At 30.8% G+C, this 20,366-nt stretch carries 21 protein-coding genes and 1 tRNA gene; 9 read left to right on the plus strand and 13 right to left on the minus strand.

The features are described 5' to 3' along the window. Nucleotides 1-38 precede the first annotated feature (38 nt). Nucleotides 39-1,139: a DNA polymerase IV gene (dinB, locus tag LACAL_RS04825; RefSeq protein WP_013869586.1), complete on the minus strand. Its 1,101-nt coding sequence runs from the start codon at nucleotides 1,137-1,139 to the stop codon at nucleotides 39-41. A gap of 94 nt (nucleotides 1,140-1,233) precedes the next feature. On the opposite strand from dinB, the gene LACAL_RS04830 reads away from it, so the two are divergent. Together LACAL_RS04830 and LACAL_RS04835 are read left to right on the plus strand one after the other, a co-directional pair. After that, complete coding sequence (locus LACAL_RS04830) at nucleotides 1,234-1,701, plus strand: CYTH domain-containing protein (protein WP_013869587.1); 468 nt, start codon at nucleotides 1,234-1,236, stop codon at nucleotides 1,699-1,701. An 11-nt stretch (nucleotides 1,702-1,712) separates the two neighbouring features. Continuing rightward, complete coding sequence (locus tag LACAL_RS04835; RefSeq protein WP_013869588.1) at nucleotides 1,713-2,225, plus strand: YciI family protein; 513 nt, start codon at nucleotides 1,713-1,715, stop codon at nucleotides 2,223-2,225. Nucleotides 2,226-2,278: 53 nt separating this feature from the next. Here the strand turns inward: LACAL_RS04835 and LACAL_RS04840 are convergent, their stop codons facing one another. The 7 genes from LACAL_RS04840 to pdxA form a co-directional block, all read right to left on the minus strand. Further along, nucleotides 2,279-5,257, minus strand: a complete 2,979-nt coding sequence (locus tag LACAL_RS04840) for a reprolysin-like metallopeptidase (RefSeq protein WP_013869589.1) — start codon at nucleotides 5,255-5,257, stop codon at nucleotides 2,279-2,281. 189 nt (nucleotides 5,258-5,446) lie between these two features. Then, on the minus strand, nucleotides 5,447-6,799 hold the full coding sequence (gene accC / locus LACAL_RS04845; RefSeq protein WP_013869590.1) for an acetyl-CoA carboxylase biotin carboxylase subunit: 1,353 nt from the start codon (nucleotides 6,797-6,799) through the stop codon (nucleotides 5,447-5,449). 77 nt (nucleotides 6,800-6,876) lie between these two features. Continuing rightward, entirely contained in the window at nucleotides 6,877-7,359 is a 483-nt protein-coding gene (gene accB, locus LACAL_RS04850) for an acetyl-CoA carboxylase biotin carboxyl carrier protein (protein ID WP_013869591.1), read from the minus strand. 32 nt (nucleotides 7,360-7,391) lie between these two features. After that, a complete protein-coding gene (locus LACAL_RS04855; RefSeq protein WP_013869592.1) occupies nucleotides 7,392-8,390 on the minus strand; it encodes a beta-ketoacyl-ACP synthase III in 999 nt (332 codons plus the stop codon). Nucleotides 8,391-8,569: 179 nt separating this feature from the next. Beyond that, nucleotides 8,570-8,773, minus strand: a complete 204-nt coding sequence (gene rpmF / locus LACAL_RS04860) for a 50S ribosomal protein L32 (RefSeq protein WP_013869593.1) — start codon at nucleotides 8,771-8,773, stop codon at nucleotides 8,570-8,572. Nucleotides 8,774-8,782: 9 nt separating this feature from the next. Beyond that, nucleotides 8,783-9,322: a DUF177 domain-containing protein gene (locus tag LACAL_RS04865; protein WP_013869594.1), complete on the minus strand. Its 540-nt coding sequence runs from the start codon at nucleotides 9,320-9,322 to the stop codon at nucleotides 8,783-8,785. Nucleotides 9,323-9,407: 85 nt separating this feature from the next. Further along, nucleotides 9,408-10,469 carry a 4-hydroxythreonine-4-phosphate dehydrogenase PdxA gene (gene pdxA, locus LACAL_RS04870; protein WP_013869595.1) on the minus strand — a complete coding sequence of 354 codons (1,062 nt, stop codon included), beginning with the start codon at nucleotides 10,467-10,469 and terminating at the stop codon, nucleotides 9,408-9,410. A 66-nt stretch (nucleotides 10,470-10,535) separates the two neighbouring features. On the opposite strand from pdxA, the gene LACAL_RS04875 reads away from it, so the two are divergent. Then, entirely contained in the window at nucleotides 10,536-11,126 is a 591-nt protein-coding gene (locus tag LACAL_RS04875; RefSeq protein WP_013869596.1) for a riboflavin synthase, read from the plus strand. Here the strand turns inward: LACAL_RS04875 and LACAL_RS04880 are convergent. The 3 genes from LACAL_RS04880 to mce form a co-directional block, all read right to left on the minus strand. Further along, entirely contained in the window at nucleotides 11,123-11,332 is a 210-nt protein-coding gene (locus tag LACAL_RS04880) for a hypothetical protein (protein ID WP_013869597.1), read from the minus strand. The genes LACAL_RS04875 and LACAL_RS04880 overlap by 4 nt on opposite strands. Nucleotides 11,333-11,604: 272 nt before the next feature. Then, nucleotides 11,605-11,678: transfer RNA gene (locus tag LACAL_RS04885), tRNA-Ile, on the minus strand. Between the two features lie 47 nt (nucleotides 11,679-11,725). Beyond that, a complete protein-coding gene (gene mce / locus LACAL_RS04890; RefSeq protein ID WP_013869598.1) occupies nucleotides 11,726-12,142 on the minus strand; it encodes a methylmalonyl-CoA epimerase in 417 nt (138 codons plus the stop codon). Nucleotides 12,143-12,288: 146 nt separating this feature from the next. On the opposite strand from mce, the gene rbfA reads away from it, so the two are divergent. Together rbfA and LACAL_RS04900 are read left to right on the plus strand one after the other, a co-directional pair. Continuing rightward, nucleotides 12,289-12,690 (plus strand): 30S ribosome-binding factor RbfA, encoded by a 402-nt coding sequence (gene rbfA, locus LACAL_RS04895; RefSeq protein WP_013869599.1) that lies wholly within the window; start codon nucleotides 12,289-12,291, stop codon nucleotides 12,688-12,690. A gap of 3 nt (nucleotides 12,691-12,693) precedes the next feature. Further along, nucleotides 12,694-13,908 carry an ABC transporter permease gene (locus tag LACAL_RS04900; RefSeq protein ID WP_013869600.1) on the plus strand — a complete coding sequence of 405 codons (1,215 nt, stop codon included), beginning with the start codon at nucleotides 12,694-12,696 and terminating at the stop codon, nucleotides 13,906-13,908. 7 nt (nucleotides 13,909-13,915) lie between these two features. Here the strand turns inward: LACAL_RS04900 and dusB are convergent, their stop codons facing one another. Beyond that, nucleotides 13,916-14,911, minus strand: a complete 996-nt coding sequence (gene dusB, locus LACAL_RS04905) for a tRNA dihydrouridine synthase DusB (protein ID WP_013869601.1) — start codon at nucleotides 14,909-14,911, stop codon at nucleotides 13,916-13,918. Between the two features lie 68 nt (nucleotides 14,912-14,979). On the opposite strand from dusB, the gene LACAL_RS04910 reads away from it, so the two are divergent. The 4 genes from LACAL_RS04910 to LACAL_RS04925 all read left to right on the plus strand — a co-directional run bounded on the left by LACAL_RS04910 (nucleotide 14,980) and on the right by LACAL_RS04925 (nucleotide 17,902). Next, on the plus strand, nucleotides 14,980-15,501 hold the full coding sequence (locus LACAL_RS04910) for a PsbP-related protein (protein WP_013869602.1): 522 nt from the start codon (nucleotides 14,980-14,982) through the stop codon (nucleotides 15,499-15,501). A 4-nt stretch (nucleotides 15,502-15,505) separates the two neighbouring features. Beyond that, nucleotides 15,506-16,249, plus strand: coding sequence for a prolipoprotein diacylglyceryl transferase family protein (locus LACAL_RS04915; protein WP_013869603.1), 744 nt, complete (start codon nucleotides 15,506-15,508; stop codon nucleotides 16,247-16,249). After that, entirely contained in the window at nucleotides 16,239-17,630 is a 1,392-nt protein-coding gene (locus tag LACAL_RS04920) for a radical SAM protein (RefSeq protein WP_013869604.1), read from the plus strand. Before LACAL_RS04915 ends, LACAL_RS04920 begins: the two co-directional genes overlap by 11 nt. Nucleotides 17,631-17,695: 65 nt before the next feature. Beyond that, nucleotides 17,696-17,902 (plus strand): hypothetical protein, encoded by a 207-nt coding sequence (locus LACAL_RS04925; protein ID WP_013869605.1) that lies wholly within the window; start codon nucleotides 17,696-17,698, stop codon nucleotides 17,900-17,902. A gap of 22 nt (nucleotides 17,903-17,924) precedes the next feature. Here the strand turns inward: LACAL_RS04925 and LACAL_RS04930 are convergent, their stop codons facing one another. Then, nucleotides 17,925-20,339 carry a TonB-dependent receptor domain-containing protein gene (locus LACAL_RS04930; protein ID WP_013869606.1) on the minus strand — a complete coding sequence of 805 codons (2,415 nt, stop codon included), beginning with the start codon at nucleotides 20,337-20,339 and terminating at the stop codon, nucleotides 17,925-17,927. Nucleotides 20,340-20,366: the final 27 nt, after the last annotated feature.

The following is a 20,366-nucleotide window of genomic DNA, read 5'->3' on the forward strand; positions in this document are numbered from 1 at the left end:
TAAAAAAACCAGCTACAAACCGTAGTTGGTTTTTTTATTTAAAAGCCAAATTTTAATTGTACAGTAACACTTTTAGGCTCAACCTTTTTTACTTTCTTTTCTGTATTTAAATTAGATAACGAGATCCCAAGTAAACGTACAGAGTTATTCATTTTTTCTTGATAAAGTAACTCTTTAGCTGTTTCTAAAACCACACTTTTATCACTTATAAAATAAGGCAAAGTTTTACTTCTTGTTTGCAATGTAAAATCGCTATACTTTATTTTTAGAGTAACAGTTTTACCAGCAACTTTACTTCTTATTAAACGTTTAGAAACCTCTTCGGCAATATGCTCAAGCTTTTCAAGCATAAATATTTCAGACGATAGGTTTTCGCTAAACGTACGTTCTGCAGCAAGGCTTTTTCTAATTCTATTTGGCTTTACTTCACTATTATGTATACCTCTAACAATATAATAATAGTAGCTACCAGATTTACCAAAATTTTGCTCTAAAAACTCTAAAGATTTAGACTTTAAATCTGTACCAGTAAAAATACCTTTTTGGTACATTTTTTCTGCAGTAACTTTACCAATGCCATAAAATTTTCTAATATCTAAAGCCTCTAAAAAGCCTAAAACCTCCTCAGGATTAACTGTTTTTTGTCCGTTAGGCTTATTATAATCACTAGCAACTTTAGCAATAAATTTATTAATTGAAATACCCGCAGAAGCTGTTAAACCAACCTCATTAAAAATTCGAGTTCTAATCTCTTCAGCAATTAACGAAGCACTAGGATTTCCTTTTTTATTTTCAGTAACATCTAAATATGCTTCATCAAGCGATAAAGGTTCAACCAAATCTGTATAATCATAAAAAATAGCTCGAATTTTAGAAGAAATTTCTTTATACCTATCAAATCTAGGCTTAACAAATATTAAATCCGGACACAAACGTCTAGCTTTAACACCACTAATAGCACTTCGCACACCAAATTTTCTAGCCTCATAACTTGCTGCACTTACAACGCCACGGTTACCGCCACCGCCAACGGCAATGGCTTTGCCTTTTAATTCTGGATTATCCATTGCCTCAACAGATGCATAAAAGGCATCCATATCAACATGAATAATTTTTCTTAACGCAAAATCTAAAGACATAGTGCAAATTTATTAATTCCTCTCCAAGCAGAAATCTCTATTTTTGTAATTTAGAACAAAATTAATAACAATATCTTGGTAAATAACCATAAACATGATTGAAATAGAACGCAAATTTCTAGTAAATTCTAATAATTTTAAAACACAATCTTACAATAGTTTTAAAATTAAACAAGGCTTTTTAAATACTCATAAAGAAAGAACTGTACGTGTAAGGTTAAAAGACGATATAGGGTATATTACTGTTAAAGGCGCATCATCAAAAAACGGATTATCTAGATTTGAATGGGAAAAAGAAATAACAACAAATGAAGCCAATTCACTATTAAAACTATGTGAAAATGGAGTTATAGATAAAACCAGATACGAAGTAAAAACCGGAAATCATATTTTTGAAATTGATGAATTCTACGGCGAAAATGCTGGTTTAATAATCGCAGAAATAGAGCTAACATCAGAAAATGAAAGTTTTGAAAAACCTAATTGGTTAGGAAAAGAAGTAACAGGAGAAATAAAATATTATAATTCGCAATTAAGTATAATACCTTTTAACAAATGGTAAACAATTTATATATGAAAAAAATACTATTATTAGCATTATTTGTATTAACGGCATGTAATCAAACAGAAAAATCTGATAATAAAAATATAGAAGTTTCTAGCAGTCTTAAAAAAAGTTTAGAACAAAAACCTTTACTAACTTCAAAACAACAATTAGAAGCCTTAAAAAATGATGGTTTTAAGGTTATGGACTATGTTGACGAGAAAACAAAAGACACTGTAATTATGCAACAGTATTTTATGGCGTTTTTAAAATCTGGTCCAATTAGAAATCAAAATGAAGAAGAAGCGACACGGTTACAAAAAGAACATTTAGCGCATTTGGGCAAAATGTACGATTTAGGTTATGCAGATATTTCTGGCCCTTTTGGAGACAATGGCGATTTAAGAGGTATTACAATTTATAATGTACCTAACCTAAAAATGGCAGATAGTTTAGCAAATGCAGACCCAATGGTTAAAGCAGGAAGATTAGAAATAGAAATACATCCTTGGTGGGCAGCCAAAGGTTACAGTTTACGTTAATAAAAAAGCCACAACAAATTGTTGTGGCTTTTTTATTTAAACTTGATTTAAAATCATTCTACAATAATCTTTTTAGTAACTACTTTAGAACCATCACTTATATTAAGTAAATACATTCCTGATTCTACATTACCAAGGCTTATTGCCTTGTTAAACTCTGCAGAAGTATTATTATAAGTTTTACTAATTATTGAGCGTCCACGAACATCAAATACATCTATACCAATATTACTTGAAGTTGTATTAAACTTTACATTAAACTCTCCATTATTAGGATTTGGATATACACTTAAATTACTTAATGAGAATTCATCAACACTTAAAGGGTTTAATACATTTACAGAATAATCTTCCACTTGCCCAAAAAATCCTGTTTCACAAGGATCATAATCATTATTAACACTATCTGTATTTTTCATACCTACTCTCATTGTAGTCGTTCCTAAAACAGCATCGTTTGGAACTGTAATTGCTAATGGAGAGTTAGAACTAGGTTGATCCACCATATTAACTATGGTTCCTAAATCGTATTCTTCTCCTGGGTCTAAGAAACTACAGTTTTGATTCCAATCTATCCATACTTTTACAACATAGAAAAAGTTTCCATTAGTATCTAAATTAACCGTCATATCATGAGTAGAGTTTCTTTCCACATCTGTAGAAATTGAAGTAAAATCTTCGTATGGCGCTGTACTAACAGTAGCATCTAAATTATTAATTGTATTATAAATAACACCAGTAATTCTATCTGAATCTGTTGCTTCAGCTGCAGATTGGCACACACTATCTGTTGTTGTAAGCGCTGCCGTTTCAGTTTTAGTTATAGATGGCGATGTAGCAGTAACTGTAATTGTATAATTACCAGGTGTACCAGTAGATAAACCTGTTATATCCATAGTAAAAGTACCATCTGTATTTAAAGATGTTGGAGAAAAAGTAATATTCGCTCCAGATCCTGCCGGTGAAATTGTGGCAGAAAATGTTGTCGTTTCAGAAAAACCATTTGAAGTTACATAAGAAAAATCATAACTAACATTATCTATATTACATACAGATTGTGCACCTGTAGTATTACTTATACTAAAATCCTGAGCACTTGATAAAGAAAAAACATCTGATATTGCATAAAAAACATTATCTGCTGCTTCGACTAAAATTCTTGAATTATTATTAGTTGCTATATTAGGAACTGTTATTGTAGCAGAACCATTATTAGGGACTCCAGAGGCTAAAGTTGTATTAAAATTTAATCCACCATCTGATGAAAATAAAATATTAACCGTCTGGCAATTTATAGTTGCATTATTAGTTTGACCAACAACCCAATTAACTACTTGAGTACTTCCTGGAGCCCAAGTTGGAGGTGTTGAAACAGTAAATGGTGTTACATTTTCTACAGTAACTACCATTTCGTCAGACTGTGTATTACCTGCAACAGGAGCATTATCTCTTACTGTTAATAAAAAACTCATAGTTCTTGCTACAGATGGCACAACCTCCCAAGTAGAAGCTAAAGAACCCGATAAAACAGTATTAAAGTCTGGAAAGTATCTAACTGGTGTTGTTTTTGGGTCTAGTGACCTAAATGTTGGTCCAGCTGTATTTGTTGATTGTGGAGGCATAGGTGCTGGAGTTGTATCGTTTTGCTCCCAAGAATAAGTTAATGAGTTACCGTCTGGATCTGTACCAACTCCTGTTAGTTTAAATGCTGTTGATGGTGGAATAGAGTAATCTACTCCTGCATTTGCAGTTGGTGCAGTATTTCCACTAGAAACAGATGTGCCACAAGTACTACTATTTCCTCCAGAGATATTTAACCACATTTCTTTAATGTTTTCACCATTAAAATAATCATCGCTATTATTTTGAATATTTGGCGCGCATATTCCAGCATATCCCATTATTGTAGAAGCACTTCCTGGTTCTACAGAAACAGAAGAACGTTGACAATTGTTATTTTGAGTATGGTTACCTCCAAACTGGTGACCTATTTCGTGTGCTACGTAATCTATATCAAAAGCATCTCCCATAGGAACTGGAGAACCAGTAACACCTTGTGCTTTAAAGCCTGTACAAGGAGAGTTTAATGAGGCTATACCTCCACCACCAGTACTAAATACATGTCCAATATCATAATTTGGTGAGCCTATATTATTATCACATGTTGTTTGGTTTTGACTAAGCATTGCTCCTCCATTATTATTTGTGTAAGGATCTGAATCTACATTTGGGCCTAAAAAAATTATACTTGTATTATCAACCATTGTCATGGTAAGACCTAAATCACGTACATATACACCATTGACGCGATTCATGGTTATAGTCATAGCGGCCATAACACTACTCATGGTTCCGCCATGAAATTGCGCATACTCTACAGTACAAGCTAAAGCTATACGATACGTTCTTAGTTGTCCATCGTCTGCATTTTTTAATGCCAAATATTCTTCATTAGAAATGCCACTTTTTTCGAATACTGACTCTGTCTCACAGACAAAATTATCTGTATTTGTATCACCTTCAGAATTAACAAAAACAATATATGTTTTTAAATCACTAGAATAAGGCTCTATAAAAACAGTTTTCTTTTCTGAAAAAATTGTTCCGCTTAATCCTTTTTCTGGAGTTATAGTTAAACGAAGCATTGCTGCTGGATTTTCTATACCAACGCCTACATATGTTTTTATATTAGGAAACTTTGCTGCCAAATCTGGTTCCATAATTGAAACTTCACTTATTCTAAAAGACTCAAATTTTCCTTCAGCATTAGGCATCTGGACGATAACGTTAGATGTTTTATCGTAACTTATACTTTTTGGAACATTATTTAAAGTTTGTGATAAATTATTTAAATCTACATTAAACAGTGTGGATTTTAAAGGAGTCGCTTTATAAAATTTATTTTCTATACTATTAGCTTTTTGTGTGCTAATTTGTGACCATATAACAGATTTCTTTTGAGCATGTATACTGATGGATAACAGTATTAACAGAAAAAGAAAAAATATATTTTTAAAGTAATTTTTTTTCATAATATATTGTTTTTTAAAAGTTTAAATATAATTTGATAATTATAGAAAGCCAAAGCTTATGTGTTAAAAAAACAACTATTAAATAAAAAAAGGAGGTAGGTTTTAAATAAAATGCAAATATGCCCTCCTTTTGCTAATAATTTTAATTGTATTCATAAAAAAAAGCGACTTATATAAGTCGCTTTTTTTTTATTCTTCAATTTCCTCTTGCATTACAAAATCTTCCATAAATTTTGTAGTATAATTTCCTGACAGATAATCTGGATGATCCATTAATTGTCTATGGAACGGGATTGTTGTTTTAATACCTTCTATAACAAACTCATCTAAGGCACGTTTCATTTTATTTATTGCTTCTTCTCTTGTTTGCGCAGTTGTAATTAACTTAGCAATCATAGAATCGTAATTTGGAGGTATTGAATAACCTGCATATACGTGAGTATCTAAACGTACTCCATGTCCTCCAGGCGCATGTAACGTTGTAATTCTACCTGGTGAAGGTCTAAAATCGTTAAATGGATCTTCCGCATTAATTCTACATTCTATAGAGTGTAATTGTGGTAAATAGTTTTTACCAGAAATAGGCACTCCTGCTGCTACAAGGATTTGTTCTCGTATTAAGTCGAAATCAATTACTTGCTCGGTAATTGGGTGCTCTACTTGAATACGTGTATTCATTTCCATAAAGTAGAAGTTTCTATGTTTATCTACTAAAAACTCTACTGTTCCAGCTCCTTCATACTTAATATATTCTGCTGCTTTTACAGCTGCTTCACCCATTTTTTTACGTAAAGCTGGAGTCATAAAAGGAGAAGGTACTTCTTCAGTTAATTTTTGGTGACGACGTTGTACAGAGCAATCTCTTTCTGATAAATGACATGCTTTACCATTAGAGTCTCCTACTATTTGAATTTCAATATGGCGAGGCTCTTCAATAAGCTTTTCCATATACATGTCATCATTTCCAAAAGCTGCTTTAGATTCTTGTCTTGCAGATTCCCATGCTTCTTGTAAGTCTTCTGGTTTCCATACAGCACGCATTCCTTTTCCTCCACCACCGGCAGAAGCTTTTAACATAACTGGGTAACCTGTTTCTTTTGCTATTTTTTTACAGTCTTCAAATGTTTCTATAACACCTTCACTTCCTGGTACACATGGTACGCCTGCAGCAATCATTGTAGATTTTGCATTGGCTTTATCTCCCATTTTATCAATCATATCTGGAGATGCTCCAATAAACTTGATATCGTGTTCTGCACAAATTTTTGAGAATTTAGCATTCTCTGATAGAAATCCGTATCCTGGGTGTATTGCATCTGCATTTGTAATTTCTGCAGCTGCAATAATATTAGACATTTTTAAGTAAGACTCACTACTTGGTGCTGGCCCAATGCAAACTGCTTCATCTGCAAATTTTACATGTAGACTTTCGGCATCTGCTGTAGAATATACTGCTACAGTTTTTATGCCCATTTCTTTACAGGTTCTAATAACACGTAGTGCTATTTCTCCTCTATTGGCAATTAATACTTTTTTAAACATAACGTTCTAAAAAATTTAAAATTCAAATTCCAAATTCCAACAAATTGGGATTTGTGTTTTGGAATTTTAAAATTGGGTTATGATGGGTCTACTAAAAATAATGGTTGATCAAATTCTACCGGAGAGGCATCATCAACTAATATTTTAACAATTTTACCTGAAACTTCAGATTCTATTTCATTAAATAGTTTCATTGCTTCAATAATACAAAGTACATCTCCTTCTGCGATTGATTGTCCTACTTCAACAAATAATGGTTTATCTGGTGATGGTTTTCTATAAAATGTTCCAATAATTGGAGATTTTACAGTTATATATTTTGAATCTTCTTTTTCTGGTGCTGCTGGAGTTGCAGGTGCTGCCGCTGCTGCTGGAGCAGGTGCCGCTTGTTGCATTTGCATTTGTGGCATTTGAGCCATTGGCATTTGCTGAACAATTGTAGTTTCAGAATCTGATCCTGTTCTTATTGTTATCTTAACGTCATCTGTTTCTAATTTAACCTCACTCGCTCCAGATTTGGCTACAAATTTGATTAAGTTTTGAATGTCTTTTAAATCCATAATTACAGTTATTAAGTTTTTTTATAGTTAGTTTATTTTCCGTTGTAGGCCCATTTAAAATAAATAGATCCCCAAGTAAAGCCACCTCCAAAAGCGGCAAAAATTAAATTATCTCCTTTTTTTAATTGTGATTCGTAATCATTTAATAATAACGGCAAAGTAGCAGATGTTGTATTACCGTACTTTTCTATATTCATCATTACTTTATCTGATTCTAAATCAATTCTATTAGCTGTTGCATCAATAATTCTTTTATTTGCTTGGTGTGCAACAAGCCAAGCGATATCATCTTTTGTAAGGTTATTTCGTTCTAATATTTTTACTGCTACATCTGCCATATTAAAAACTGCGTTTTTAAAGACTGTTTTACCGTCTTGAAACACAAAGTTTTCTCTTTTAGCAATACGCTCTGCTGTTACAGGATATGATGAGCCACTAGATTTTACTTGTAAAAATTCTCTTCCCGCTCCATTACTTCTAAGATACTCGTCTTGCAGTCCTAATCCTTCTTCATTTGGTTCAAATAAAACTGCACCTGCTCCATCTCCAAAGATTATACATGTTGCTCTGTCTTGATAATCTATCATAGAAGAGTTTTTATCTGCTCCTATTAGTAGTACTTTTTTGTATCTACCAGATTCTATATATCTAGATGCTGTAGACATACCAAATAGGAAACTAGAACAAGCGGCTTCTAAATCGAAAGAAAAGGCATTTACTGCTCCAATTTGCGTTGCAGTGTATGCAGATGTTGACGCTGCCTGCATGTCTGGTGTTGCAGTAGATACAATTACAAGATCAATTTCTTCTGGATTTATACCTGTTTTATTAATAAGGTCTTGGGCGGCTTTAATGGCCATGTAGGAAGTACCTTTGCCTTCACCTTTAAGAATGCGACGTTCTTTAATACCAGTTCTGGTAGTTATCCATTCGTCGTTTGTATCAACCATCGTTTCGAGAATCTCGTTGGTTAATATATAGTCTGGCACATATGCGCCCACAGCCGTGATTGCTGCTGAGATTTTACTCATACTTTTTAAGTTAATTTGACCAAAACGGTTCAAAAATCGTCCAAAAATGGCAAAATTTTAATGAATTTAATCATTTATTGCCAATAATAATGCAAATTAAGTTCTTTTTAACGTATAGAAAAATATATCATAAAAAAAACGCCCACAAGTGAGCGTTTTCTGTATGCATGCATAGTAAATTATGCTATATTTTCTTCTGCTACAGCGTTGTCAATTAATACTTGACCTCTGTAATAAAGTTTACCTTCAAACCAGTGTGCTCTGTGATATAAGTGAGGCTCACCTGTTGTTGGGCAAGTTGCAACTTGTGGCGCAGTTGCTTTATAATGTGTTCTTCTCTTATCTCTTCTTGTTTTAGAGATTTTTCTTTTAGGATGTGCCATTTTATTTTTTTATTTATCCGTTAATAGTTTCTTTAATGTATTCCAACGCGGGTCTATTTCCTCTTGGTCTTCTTTTATGTCCTTTTGTTTAGGGCTTAATTCTTCTAATTTTTCAAGTATGTCTGAATCTAATGTTCCATCTTCAACTCCTGGATGAACTCTTTTTCTTGGCATTGCAAGTACAATTAACTCATATACGTATTGTTGTATATTAATTTCATACTCTCCATGAGGAATGATTAAAATATCTATATTCTCATCATTATATTCCTCACCAAACTTAACTACTAAATCAAACTCATTGTTTAAAGGTTGATTATAAGGTTCATTTGTAACGTCACAGTTAATATTAACTGTTCCTGACACTTCAAAATGCAGTTCTAAAAGTGTTGTTTTCTTTTCTAATTCAACATCTACTTTTAAATTACTACTATTAAAGTCATCATACTCAAAATATTCAAAGAACTTACTGTCAATTTCGTAATCAAAATGATGTTTTCCTACTTTTAGTCCTACAAATGGTATTGTAAACTGTTTCAATGGCTTCATTATCACATCTCTTTTGAGCCCGCAAATATACAAATCTTTTTTAAACTAAAAGACTTATCAACAATTTTTTGTTGACTTCTTTTTTTTATTTTCTATTATCGAAACGCTTACGCTTACTTATAGCGAGTGGGTTTTTGTTTAATTCTGTATATTCGTTACGATTGTTAAATATTTTAATTGCTGCAAATAAGGCTTCTTTAAAAGAGCTTATGTCTGCAATTCCTTTTCCTGCGATTTCATATGCTGTACCATGATCTGGTGAAGTCCTTACTCTATTTAATCCTGCTGTATAATTAACACCTTGACCAAAAGAAAGTGTTTTAAATGGTATTAATCCTTGATCGTGATAAGATGCAATTATAGCATCAAAACTTTTATAATTATTGCTTCCAAAAAAACTATCGGCAGCATAAGGACCAAATACTAATTTTCCAGAATCTTTAATTTTTTTTATGGTTGGGCGCATTACCGCATCATCTTCACTGCCAATTACACCATTATCTCCAGTATGAGGGTTTATACCTAAAACTGCTATTTTAGGTTTGTTAATTCCAAAATCCTGTTTTAATGAATTGTAAACCGTTTCAATTTTTTTGGTAATTAGCTCAGGTGTTATATGGCTAGAAATATCTTTCACCGGAACATGATCTGTAAGCAAACCAACCCTAAGCGAGTTTGTTACCATAAACATTAAACTTTCTCCTTCAAGTTCTTTTGCCAAATAATCTGTGTGTCCAGGAAAATTAAATGTTTTTGATTGTATATTACTTTTATTAATTGGCGCAGTTACCAAAACATCAACCTCTTCGCTTTTTAAAGCTTTAGTTGCTGCCGATAAAGATTTTACTGCATATTCACCAATTTTTAAATTTTCTTCACCAAAACTAATATGAACATCTTCTTTCCAGCAATTAAATACATTTACCTTTTTATTTGAAACTTGATTTAAATGTTGAATACTATTTAAATGAACATTTAACTTAAAATGATTTTTAACAAAGTTCATGGTTTTAACTGAAGCAAATATTATAGGTGTACAAAACTCTAACATTCTTTGGTCTTCAAATGCTTTTAGTATAATTTCTGGTCCTATTCCATTTAAATCTCCTATTGAGATACCAACTTTTATATTTTCTTCTCTACTCATTAAATTTGATAACTATTGTTTGTAAATTTACAGTCACAAATTTAATTAAATAATACTCGATAAAGTATGTTTACCGGAATTATTGAAACCTTAGGTGTTGTAAAAACCTTAAATAGAGAGCAAGATAATTTACATATTACAATAAATAGTAGCCTTGCTAATGAACTTAAAATAGACCAAAGTGTCTCTCACAATGGTATTTGTTTAACTGTTGTAAATATTGGAGATGAAGAATATACTGTTACCGCAATTAAGGAAACTATAGAAAAAACCAATATTGGAGATTTAAAGGTAAATGACATTGTTAATATTGAACGTGCAATGAAACTTGGTGATAGGCTTGATGGACATATTGTGCAAGGTCATGTTGATGAAATAGCAGAATGTATTGAAGCTAAAGAAACTAATGGTAGCTGGTTATTTACTTTTAAATATAGTAACAACTCTATAAACCTTACAATAGAAAAAGGTTCTATTACTGTTAACGGTGTAAGTTTAACAGTTGTGAACTCTAAGAAAAATGAATTTAGTGTAGCAATAATTCCTTACACTTTTGAGCACACAAATTTTAATACCTTTTCTAAAGGTTCTATAGTAAATTTAGAGTTTGATGTTATTGGTAAATACGTAAGTAAATTAAATACTGTAAGAAATTAAGCTAATTTTCTAGTTTTTTTATAAGCAACAAAAGCACCATACAATATTCCTAAAATTAAGAGCACTAGTATACCTCCGTCAATTGGCGTACCTGGTGGACCAGGCGGCTGCGGTGGTGGTGGTGGATCAAATGGACCTTGAGCCGAACACACAAAACTTATTAATATAAATAAGAATGAGGCAAATGTCTTTTTATATTGTTTCATAACTTGGTGGTAAATGTATAAAAAAAACTGTCTTATCAAAACTTTTCAACAGTTTTTTCGACAAAAAAATCCTATGAACGGTATTTTTTTTCGACAAAATACCTAAAAGTCGTCAAAAATAGCATATTTGAAAATTTGATATATTTCTATTCGGCTACTAAATTGTTAATAAATAGTAAAATTCAAAATTCTATTTAATAAAGATAAATTTTTGTAAAAAATACAGCATAAAAAAAAAGACTTTAGAAAACTAAAGTCTTTTTTAATACTAGTGGTCCCACTTGGGCTCGAACCAAGGACCACCTGATTATGAGTCAGGTGCTCTAACCAACTGAGCTATGGGACCAAAATTGGTCTGCAAATCTACTATTATTTTTAAAACGCTACAAGAAATTATTTCTTTATTTCACAATTTATTTCTTGGCACAGTTCAATTAAAACTCCATTTGATGATTTTGGGTGCAAAAAAGCAACTAATTTATTATCGGCACCTTTCTTGGGTGTTTCGTTTATAACTTTAAATCCCTCAGACTTTAAGCGTTTTATTTCAGCTTCAATATCTGTTACATCAAATGCAATATGGTGGATACCTTCGCCTTTTTTTTCTATAAATTTTGCTATTGCACTATCTTCTTTTGTTGCTTCTAATAATTCAATTTTATTTTCTCCAACTTTAAAAAAGGAAGTATTTACTCCTTCAGATGCTACTTCTTCAATTTTATAATGTGGTTCTCCAAATAATTTACTAAATAATGTATTTGATTCTTTTAGGTTTTTTACTGCTATTCCAATGTGTTCAATTTTATTCATATATAATATTGTAAAATGGTATAATTTATAGTTTATAAATTAATTATTAAGGTACAAATTTTGCTTTCAAAAATAGTATAATATTTAAAAAGCGTATTTTTGCAGTCCATTCTTTACTGTTAAAGTATTGAAAGCAATAAAAATAAATGAAAACAGAAGAAAGTCAAAGACAAAAAAAAATAGGATCGGTTTTACAACGCGATCTAGTAGACATATTACAAACTGCTGCAACACAAGGTGGCATGCGCGGTGTTATAATCTCAGTATCTAAAGTTTCGGTTACTGTAGATTTATCTGTCGCTAAAGTATATTTAAGTATTTTTCCTAATGATAAAGCAAAGGAATTGGTTGAAGGTATAAAATCTAACCAACCTTTTATTCGTCATGAATTAGCTAAGCGCACAAAAAATCAACTACGAAGAATGCCACAACTTTACTTTTTTGTGGATGATTCTTTAGAGCATATAGATAAAATTGAACAATCTTTAAAAAGAGAAGATAACCCAATTAAAAATCAAGATTTATTGGGGAAACGCAAAAAATCTTAACTATTGAGTTTTTCGTATTACATTGCTAAACGTTATTTGCGCTCTAAAAGCAGTAATAATGCTATAAACTTTATCACTTACATAGCTATTGGCGGTATTATTTTAGGTGCTGCTTCTTTATTTATAGTACTTTCTGGATTTTCTGGTTTACGTGATTTTACTTTGCAATTTACCACTGTTATAGATCCAGATTTAAAGGCTGAAACTACTATTGGAAAATCATTTTTATTAACCACTTCTAATGAAGATAAATTAAACAGTATTGATGGTGTTGTTTCTTATTCTAAAATAGTAGAAGAGCGCGTAATAGGTTCTTTTGATGGTGCTAAACAAGCATTTTATATAAAAGGTGTAGATGAGAATTTTAGCACTATTAACACCTTAGACTCTATTATACCATACGGGAGTTGGTTAACACCAAAAACCAACCAAGTTGTTGTTGGTTATGGCGTGTCTAACAATTTAAATCTTGGTGTTTTAAATTATGGAAAACGCCTTTATTTAGGTGTGCCAAAACCAGGAAAAGGACAAATAAGTTCTATAAACGAAGCTTTTAATCAAGTTGAAACAGTTTGCGTAGGTATTTTTACAGTGAATGAAAAACTAGATGCTAGCCATATTTTTTCTTCTATAGAATTAGCGCAGGAACTTTTAGGTTATAAAGAAAACCAAATATCAAGTATAGAGTTTAAACTTAAAGATGATGCAGATGAAAACATTGTTAGCTCTAAAATTCAAGATGTTTTAGGAAAATCTATAACTATTAAAAATAAAGCACAGCTTAACGACTCGTTAAATAAAATGCTAAACACAGAAAATTTGGCTGTTTACTTAATTTTTACTTTAATATTAATTATTGCTTTTTTTAATGTTGTTGGGTCTTTAATTATGATGATGCTAGATAAGAAAAAAAGCTTAATAACTTTATTTAATATTGGCGCTACGGTAAAAGATATTAGAAAAATTTTCTTTTTACAAGGTACTTTAATGAGTATTGTAGGTGGTTTAATAGGCTTAATTGTAAGTACGCTTTTGATTTTATTTCAGCGTTACGGACCTGAAAATATGAAAGTAATGATTACTGAAAATTTAGCCTATCCTGTTACTTTTAATGTTGTAAACTTATTTATTGTATTTGTAACAATTACTGTTTTAGGTATAATAGCATCAAAAATTGCTTCGGTTAGAATTACAAAAGCAATGGTAAAAACCATTTAGTAATTGCTTACTCTGTAAATTGAAAATCACCAAATTTTTCTAAAACCTCATCAAAGGCAGCAAATACGTCTTTTGAGTCGTCACTTGTTACCATTTTCATGCGATATTCTTTAAAATGCGGAATACCTTTAAAATAGTTAGTATAATGTCTTCTGGTTTCAAAAACGCCAAGTACTTCACCTTTCCAATCTATAGACATTTGTAAATGTCTTCTAGCTGCTTCTACGCGTTCCTGCATAGTAATTGGTCTATAATGTTCTCCTGTTTCAAAAAAGTGTTTTACTTGCTTAAAAAACCAAGGGTTTCCAATTGTAGCTCTACCTATCATGCAACCATCTAAACCATAATCGTCACGCATTTCCATAGCACGTTCTGGAGAAGTAACATCTCCATTGCCAAATACAGGAATATGCATTCTCGGGTTATTTTTTACTTGAGCTATAGGTTTCCAATCGGCTTCACCTTTATACATTTGTGCTCTGGTTCTACCGTGAATAGCAATAGCTTTACAGCCAACATCTTGCAACCTTTCGGCAACCTCAACAATTTTTATAGAATCATGATCCCAACCTAAACGTGTTTTTACTGTAATTGGAATATTGGTACGTTTAACCATTTCGGCAGTAAGTTGCTCCATTAAACAGATATCTTTTAAAATACCAGCACCAGCGCCTTTACTTACAACTTTTTTTACTGGACAACCAAAATTAATATCTATAATATCTGGGTTAGATGCAGAAACAATATCAATAGTTTCTAGCATACTGTCCATATTGGCTCCAAAAATTTGGATACCAACTGGTCTTTCTTTTTCGTAAATATCAAGTTTCATAACGCTTTTAGCGGCATTACGTATTAAACCTTCACTACTTACAAACTCGGTATAAACAACGTCTGCACCTTGTTCTTTGCATAATGCTCGAAATGGTGGATCGCTTACATCTTCCATAGGTGCTAAAAGCAATGGAAAATCAGGTAGTTCTATGTTGTCTATTTTTACCAAAATGATTTCTTTTTTGCAAAATTAATGTTTTTTGGGTAATTATAAATGAATGCTATAAATTAGTGACTATGAAAAAAATTATAATACTCTCGTTTATTATTTTTTGTAGTTGTGCTTCAAAAAAAAACACATCCAAATTAAAAACCATTAGTAACAACCATTTTGAAATTACTTATCCAAAAAGTTGGGTGAAATTTGGAGCTATGGGATATGTATATTTAACTCCAAAAACATTAAGAAAAGCAAATCCAGAAGATGAATTAAATAACATATCTGTAAGTAGAAATGTATTAAATGTCGAAAAATTTATAGGCCTAGAAAACACTTTAAAAGAACACGCAAACACGCTAAGAAGAAACGAAAGCAATAAAGAATCTAAAATTATAAAAATGGAAGAAAATTCAAAGTTTGTTTATAAAATTGAATCTTTAGTGGAATATAAATCTGAAAAAAATAAATATAAGAGGTTAGAGTTTTTCTATATTAAAAATAACAGACTCGATTTTATTCGCTTTCAAATGAAGGAACATTATTTTGGTATGTATTATAATGAAGCTTTGGCTATTGTAAATTCATTTATACCCAAATAGCAACGTGATAATTCCTTTCGAACCTGAAGTTTTAGGGTACTACATAAACATACATCTTGTTTTAGAGTACTTAGCCTTTTTTATTGCCTTTCGATATTATGTTTATTTAAGAAAACATAGTATTGATGTTATTTCTGGAGGTAATAGATTGTCTATAATATTAGGTGCTGCTATTGGTGCTTTAATTGGTTCTCGATTAGTTGGTTTATTAGAAAACCCGTTTGTAGAATGGACTCAAGCAAATATTTTAAATATTCTAAACACTAAAACCATAATGGGTGGATTGTTTGGAGGATTACTTGGTGTAGAGTTAGCTAAAAAAAGTATTGGCGAAACACACTCTTCGGGAGATTTGTTTGTTTTCCCTATTATTTTAGGCATCTTTATTGGTCGTATTGGGTGCTTTCTTTCTGGTGTAAAGGAGTTTACTTACGGTAAAGAAACCACATCTATTTTCGGGATGGATTTAGGCGATGGTATACTTCGCCATCCAACAGCTTTATATGAGTTGTTTTTTTTACTAATCTTATTTTTTAGCTTAAATTACTTTCAAAACAAGGCAACATTAAAAAATGGAGAACTTTTTAAAATATTTATGCTTTCTTACTTTGGCTTCCGTTTTTATATTGAGTTTTTAAAACCAAATGTGTTTTATGTGTTGGGACTAAGTACCATTCAAATATTATGTGTAATTTGTTGGTTATACTATTACCGTTTCATTTTAAAAATCATAAAAAATGCCCGTTAGAAAATATACGTATTACGATTTTACATTAAGTTTATGTCCTGAATGTTTGCGACGTGTTGATGCTAAAATAGTGTTTGAAAATGATAAGGTTTATATGCTTAAACGTTGTAACGAGCATGGTAATAGTAAGGTGCTTATAGCAGATGATATTGAGTATTACAAAAACATAAGAAACTATAACAAACCTAGTGAAACACCATACAAGTTTAATACTAAAACACACTATGGTTGGCCTTATGATTGCGGGCTTTGCCCAGACCACGAACAACATTCATGCTTAACCGTTGTAGAAGTTACAGACCGTTGTAATTTAACTTGCCCAACCTGCTATGCTGGATCTTCACCAACCTATGGAAGACATAGGACTCTAGAAGAAATTAAAACAATGCTGGATACTATTGTAGCTAATGAAAAAGAACCAGATGTTGTACAAATTTCTGGAGGAGAACCAACAATACATCCACAGTTTTGGGAAATTATGGACTATGCAAAGTCACTACCTATTAGGCATTTAATGCTAAATACAAACGGAATAAAAATTGCTAAAAATCTCGCTTTCGCAGAAAGACTAAAAACCTACGCTCCAGATTTTGAAATTTATTTACAATTTGATTCGTTTGAAAACCATGTACTACGTGAATTAAGAGGAGCAGATTTAAACGATATACGTAAACAAGCAATTAAAAATTTAAACACAGTAAATCTATCAACAACTTTAGTTGTAACGCTTCAAAAAGAATTAAATGATAACGAAATTGGAAAAATTATTGATTATGCTTTAAAACAAAAGTCTGTACGTGGTGTAACCTTACAACCAACACAAATTGCAGGAAGATTAGATAATTTTAATCCCGAGACAGATAGGATGACACTTACTGAGGTTAGAAGAAAGATAATGGAACAAACTTCAATTTTTAATAGTGACGACCTTATACCTGTACCATGCAATCCCGATGCTTTAGTTATGGGTTATGCGCTTAAATTAGAAGAAGAGGTATTTCCTTTAACGCGCTATATAAACCCTACAGATTTATTAGATAATAGTAAAAACACTATTATTTATGAGCAGGATGAACAGCTTCAAGATAAGATGATTGAGCTCTTTAGTACTGGAAATTCTGTAGAAGTTGCCGAAGAAAATTTAAAATCTATTATGTGTTGTCTTCCAAATATTGATGCACCAAACTTAGGTTATGACAACTTATTTAGAGTTATTATTATGCAGTTTATAGATGCTTATAATTTTGATGTTCGAGCTATAAAAAAATCGTGTGTTCACATTGTTGATAAAGACAATAAAATTATTCCGTTTGAGACTATGAATTTATTTTATCGTGATGATAAAAAAGAACGATTAGAAGAACTTAGAAATGAAATATAAAATACAGTTACTAATCTTTATTTAATTGTAAACTATATCACTTTTAGAATATAAAATTAAAAAATATGTTTTTAGCACCAAATATGAATTTAGATGGGTTTATTGCAATCATTATACTTATAATGGTTGGTCCTGCAATCTTATTTTTTATAATAGCCTCAATTTTAACAGTAAAAAAGAAAAAGAAAGTTTCTAAAGTTTTTTGGATTTTAGGAGTGGTTTATTTAATTATAAGCTTTGGAGTTTGCGGCGCATTAATTGCTAGCAATTAAATACTTTAAAATAAACTTTGTTTTAATCTCTATTTTGAATTCTATTTCGCTCTTTATTATAACTATTTTTTTCGTTAGAACTTAATGTTCTATTTCCAAATTTATAACTAAAACCCAGTTTTATATAACGGTTATCTAAGTTAGTAATTTGAGAATTTCGTTGATTAAAATAGTTTGTAACAGTATTATAATCGGCTTTATTAAATAAATCTGAGGCTATTAAAGACACCGTTCCTTTTTTGTTCCAAATGGTTTTTGAAATTGCAATGTCTGAAAAAAGTTGCCCTTTAGAAATTATAAGTCCTTGCAAGTTTTTACTAGAATATGTTAGAGAAAATGATGTTGATAAGCTATTGTCTTTTAAAAAACTAATATCTCCTATTAAATAGGTGTAATTAGACCATTGGTCTAGCTTTATGGCTTGATTTTCAATTTGTGTTTTTTCTATAGTATTATAAACTTCTGTACCAAAATATAACGATAACTTATCGAAAACTGTAAAATAGCTTTCGTAACTAAAACCTAAAGCTGTTGTTTTTCCAATATTTGCTGGTGTATAAGTAATAATATTTGTCTCGTTATTTTGAATTGGTAACTCGTTAATATTATTTTCTGTACTCGTTAAAGTAATATATACTTGATGCCTATCATTTATTATGGTACCAACATCCCATTTGTTATTAAATGATGGTTGTAAATTTGGATTACCAGAAACTATTACATTATCATTTAAATAAAACTCAAAAGGATTTAGAGATTGATAACTAGGTCTTGATATAGTTCTTTTATATTTAGCATAAATAGAAATAGATTCTGTGGTTTGATAGTTTAATAAAACTGTTGGAAAAAGCTTTAAATAATCTTGAGAGTTTATATTCCCTAGAGATTCTCCTTCAATATTGGTTTGCTCTAAACGTAAACCCGTTGTTATATTAAAATCACCAAAACTTTGGTCTAGGCTAGCATAGGCTGCAAAAACATTTTCAGAATAATCAAATATATTAGCGCTATTTAATTCTTCTTGATTGTTTATAACATCTAATCTGGTTATGTCACTATTTGTATTTACAAACGAACCTTTTACACCAACAGATAAAGAAGTTTCTTCATTAAATGGAATACTATAATCTATTTTAGACGAAACAATATCAATATCTTGATTAGAATTTGTGTTAAAAGCTGTTACAAAATCAAGATCACCAGTATTTGTATAATATTGGCTATTTACATTTTGTGCTCTAGTATAGTCGTAATTAGTATAATGTGCATTTACTGAAAGTTTACTGCTATTTTTAAATGTACTAACATAGTCTGCATCAAAGCCTAAATTATGCTTATCATCTCTAGATAATGTATTTGCTACAAAACTTGATAATAAACTAGTATTATCATCTGTAATTCTAGTTTGGTTTTTAGTTCTATATTTAAAATATGGTGTTATTGAGATGTTAGAAGATAAACTAAAGGTGTTGTTATCATTAATAAAATAATCGAAATTTATATTAGTATTATGGTTTTCAGACCATGTATTTCTATTGAGTTTTGATTTCCATAGCTCATCAAGATTATTTTGATTGTCTAAATAATTTATCTCACCATCATTAAATCTATTAATTTTATTTTTCGAATAACTATAATTAGCAGATAAACTAACTTTATTTTTTTTAAAAAAATTAGAAACACCTCCGTTATAACTAGGAAAAACACCTTGCTTATAACTACCAAAAACACGACCTCTATATCCAGTAATTAAGTTTTTGTCCATTACAATATTTAATACCGTTCCACTTGAGGCATCGTATCTTGCTCCTGGAGAAGTAATTGCTTCTATAGACTTTACACTATTTGCAGGTGAGTTTTCTAAAAGCTGAATAATCTCTGCTCCAGATAAATTTACCTTTTTATCGTTAATATAAATTGTTGGAGACGATCGCTTTATAGTTATATTTTCTCCAGAAACCATAACAGAAGGTGTATTACGTAAAACATCAAGTAAATTCCCTTCAGTTAAAGCGGTGTCTTTTACATCAAAAATTAAACGGTCTGGTTCTATTTGTACAGTAGGTTTTTTATAATTAACAGTAATCTCACCAAGTGATTCCTGAGACATTTTTAAAACTATAGTTCCTATATTTAAATCTTTTGATACACTTATTTTTTTAGATATAGACTCGTAACCAATAAAAGAGAGTTTTAAAATAAAGTCACCAAAACTTATGTTTTCAATAATAAAATTTCCCGCTTCATTGGTGGTTGATCCTGTAATAATATCTGTCTCGTTTGCATTATAAATAACGGTGTTAACATAAGCAACGGCTTCATTATTCTCATCAACAACATTACCTGTTATATTAAATTCTTGTGCATTACCTAAAGAGGTGATTAAAAATAGCGTATAAAAAAAACCTTTCATTTGTAAGTCAATATAGTTTGCCAAGATAATAATAGTTTTTTACTTTTTAGT

This window comes from Lacinutrix sp. 5H-3-7-4, from assembly GCF_000211855.2.
Classification (GTDB): domain Bacteria; phylum Bacteroidota; class Bacteroidia; order Flavobacteriales; family Flavobacteriaceae; genus Lacinutrix.

Bases quoted from the DNA above. Each gene is read 5' to 3' on its own strand.
- mce (WP_013869598.1), bottom strand. From the start codon at position 12,142: ATGAATAAAATTGAACACATTGGAATAGCAGTAAAAAACCTAAAAGAA.
- rbfA (WP_013869599.1), top strand. From the start codon at position 12,289: ATGAAAACAGAAGAAAGTCAAAGACAAAAAAAAATAGGATCGGTTTTA.
- LACAL_RS04910 (WP_013869602.1), top strand. From the start codon at position 14,980: ATGAAAAAAATTATAATACTCTCGTTTATTATTTTTTGTAGTTGTGCT.
- rpmF (WP_013869593.1), bottom strand. From the start codon at position 8,773: ATGGCACATCCTAAAAGAAAAATCTCTAAAACAAGAAGAGATAAGAGA.
- LACAL_RS04865 (WP_013869594.1), bottom strand. From the start codon at position 9,322: ATGAAGCCATTGAAACAGTTTACAATACCATTTGTAGGACTAAAAGTA.
- pdxA (WP_013869595.1), bottom strand. From the start codon at position 10,469: ATGAGTAGAGAAGAAAATATAAAAGTTGGTATCTCAATAGGAGATTTA.
- accC (WP_013869590.1), bottom strand. From the start codon at position 6,799: ATGTTTAAAAAAGTATTAATTGCCAATAGAGGAGAAATAGCACTACGT.
- LACAL_RS04855 (WP_013869592.1), bottom strand. From the start codon at position 8,390: ATGAGTAAAATCTCAGCAGCAATCACGGCTGTGGGCGCATATGTGCCA.
- LACAL_RS04920 (WP_013869604.1), top strand. From the start codon at position 16,239: ATGCCCGTTAGAAAATATACGTATTACGATTTTACATTAAGTTTATGT.
- LACAL_RS04830 (WP_013869587.1), top strand. From the start codon at position 1,234: ATGATTGAAATAGAACGCAAATTTCTAGTAAATTCTAATAATTTTAAA.
- LACAL_RS04835 (WP_013869588.1), top strand. From the start codon at position 1,713: ATGAAAAAAATACTATTATTAGCATTATTTGTATTAACGGCATGTAAT.
- LACAL_RS04840 (WP_013869589.1), bottom strand. From the start codon at position 5,257: ATGAAAAAAAATTACTTTAAAAATATATTTTTTCTTTTTCTGTTAATA.
- LACAL_RS04925 (WP_013869605.1), top strand. From the start codon at position 17,696: ATGTTTTTAGCACCAAATATGAATTTAGATGGGTTTATTGCAATCATT.
- accB (WP_013869591.1), bottom strand. From the start codon at position 7,359: ATGGATTTAAAAGACATTCAAAACTTAATCAAATTTGTAGCCAAATCT.
- LACAL_RS04880 (WP_013869597.1), bottom strand. From the start codon at position 11,332: ATGAAACAATATAAAAAGACATTTGCCTCATTCTTATTTATATTAATA.
- dinB (WP_013869586.1), bottom strand. From the start codon at position 1,139: ATGTCTTTAGATTTTGCGTTAAGAAAAATTATTCATGTTGATATGGAT.
- LACAL_RS04875 (WP_013869596.1), top strand. From the start codon at position 10,536: ATGTTTACCGGAATTATTGAAACCTTAGGTGTTGTAAAAACCTTAAAT.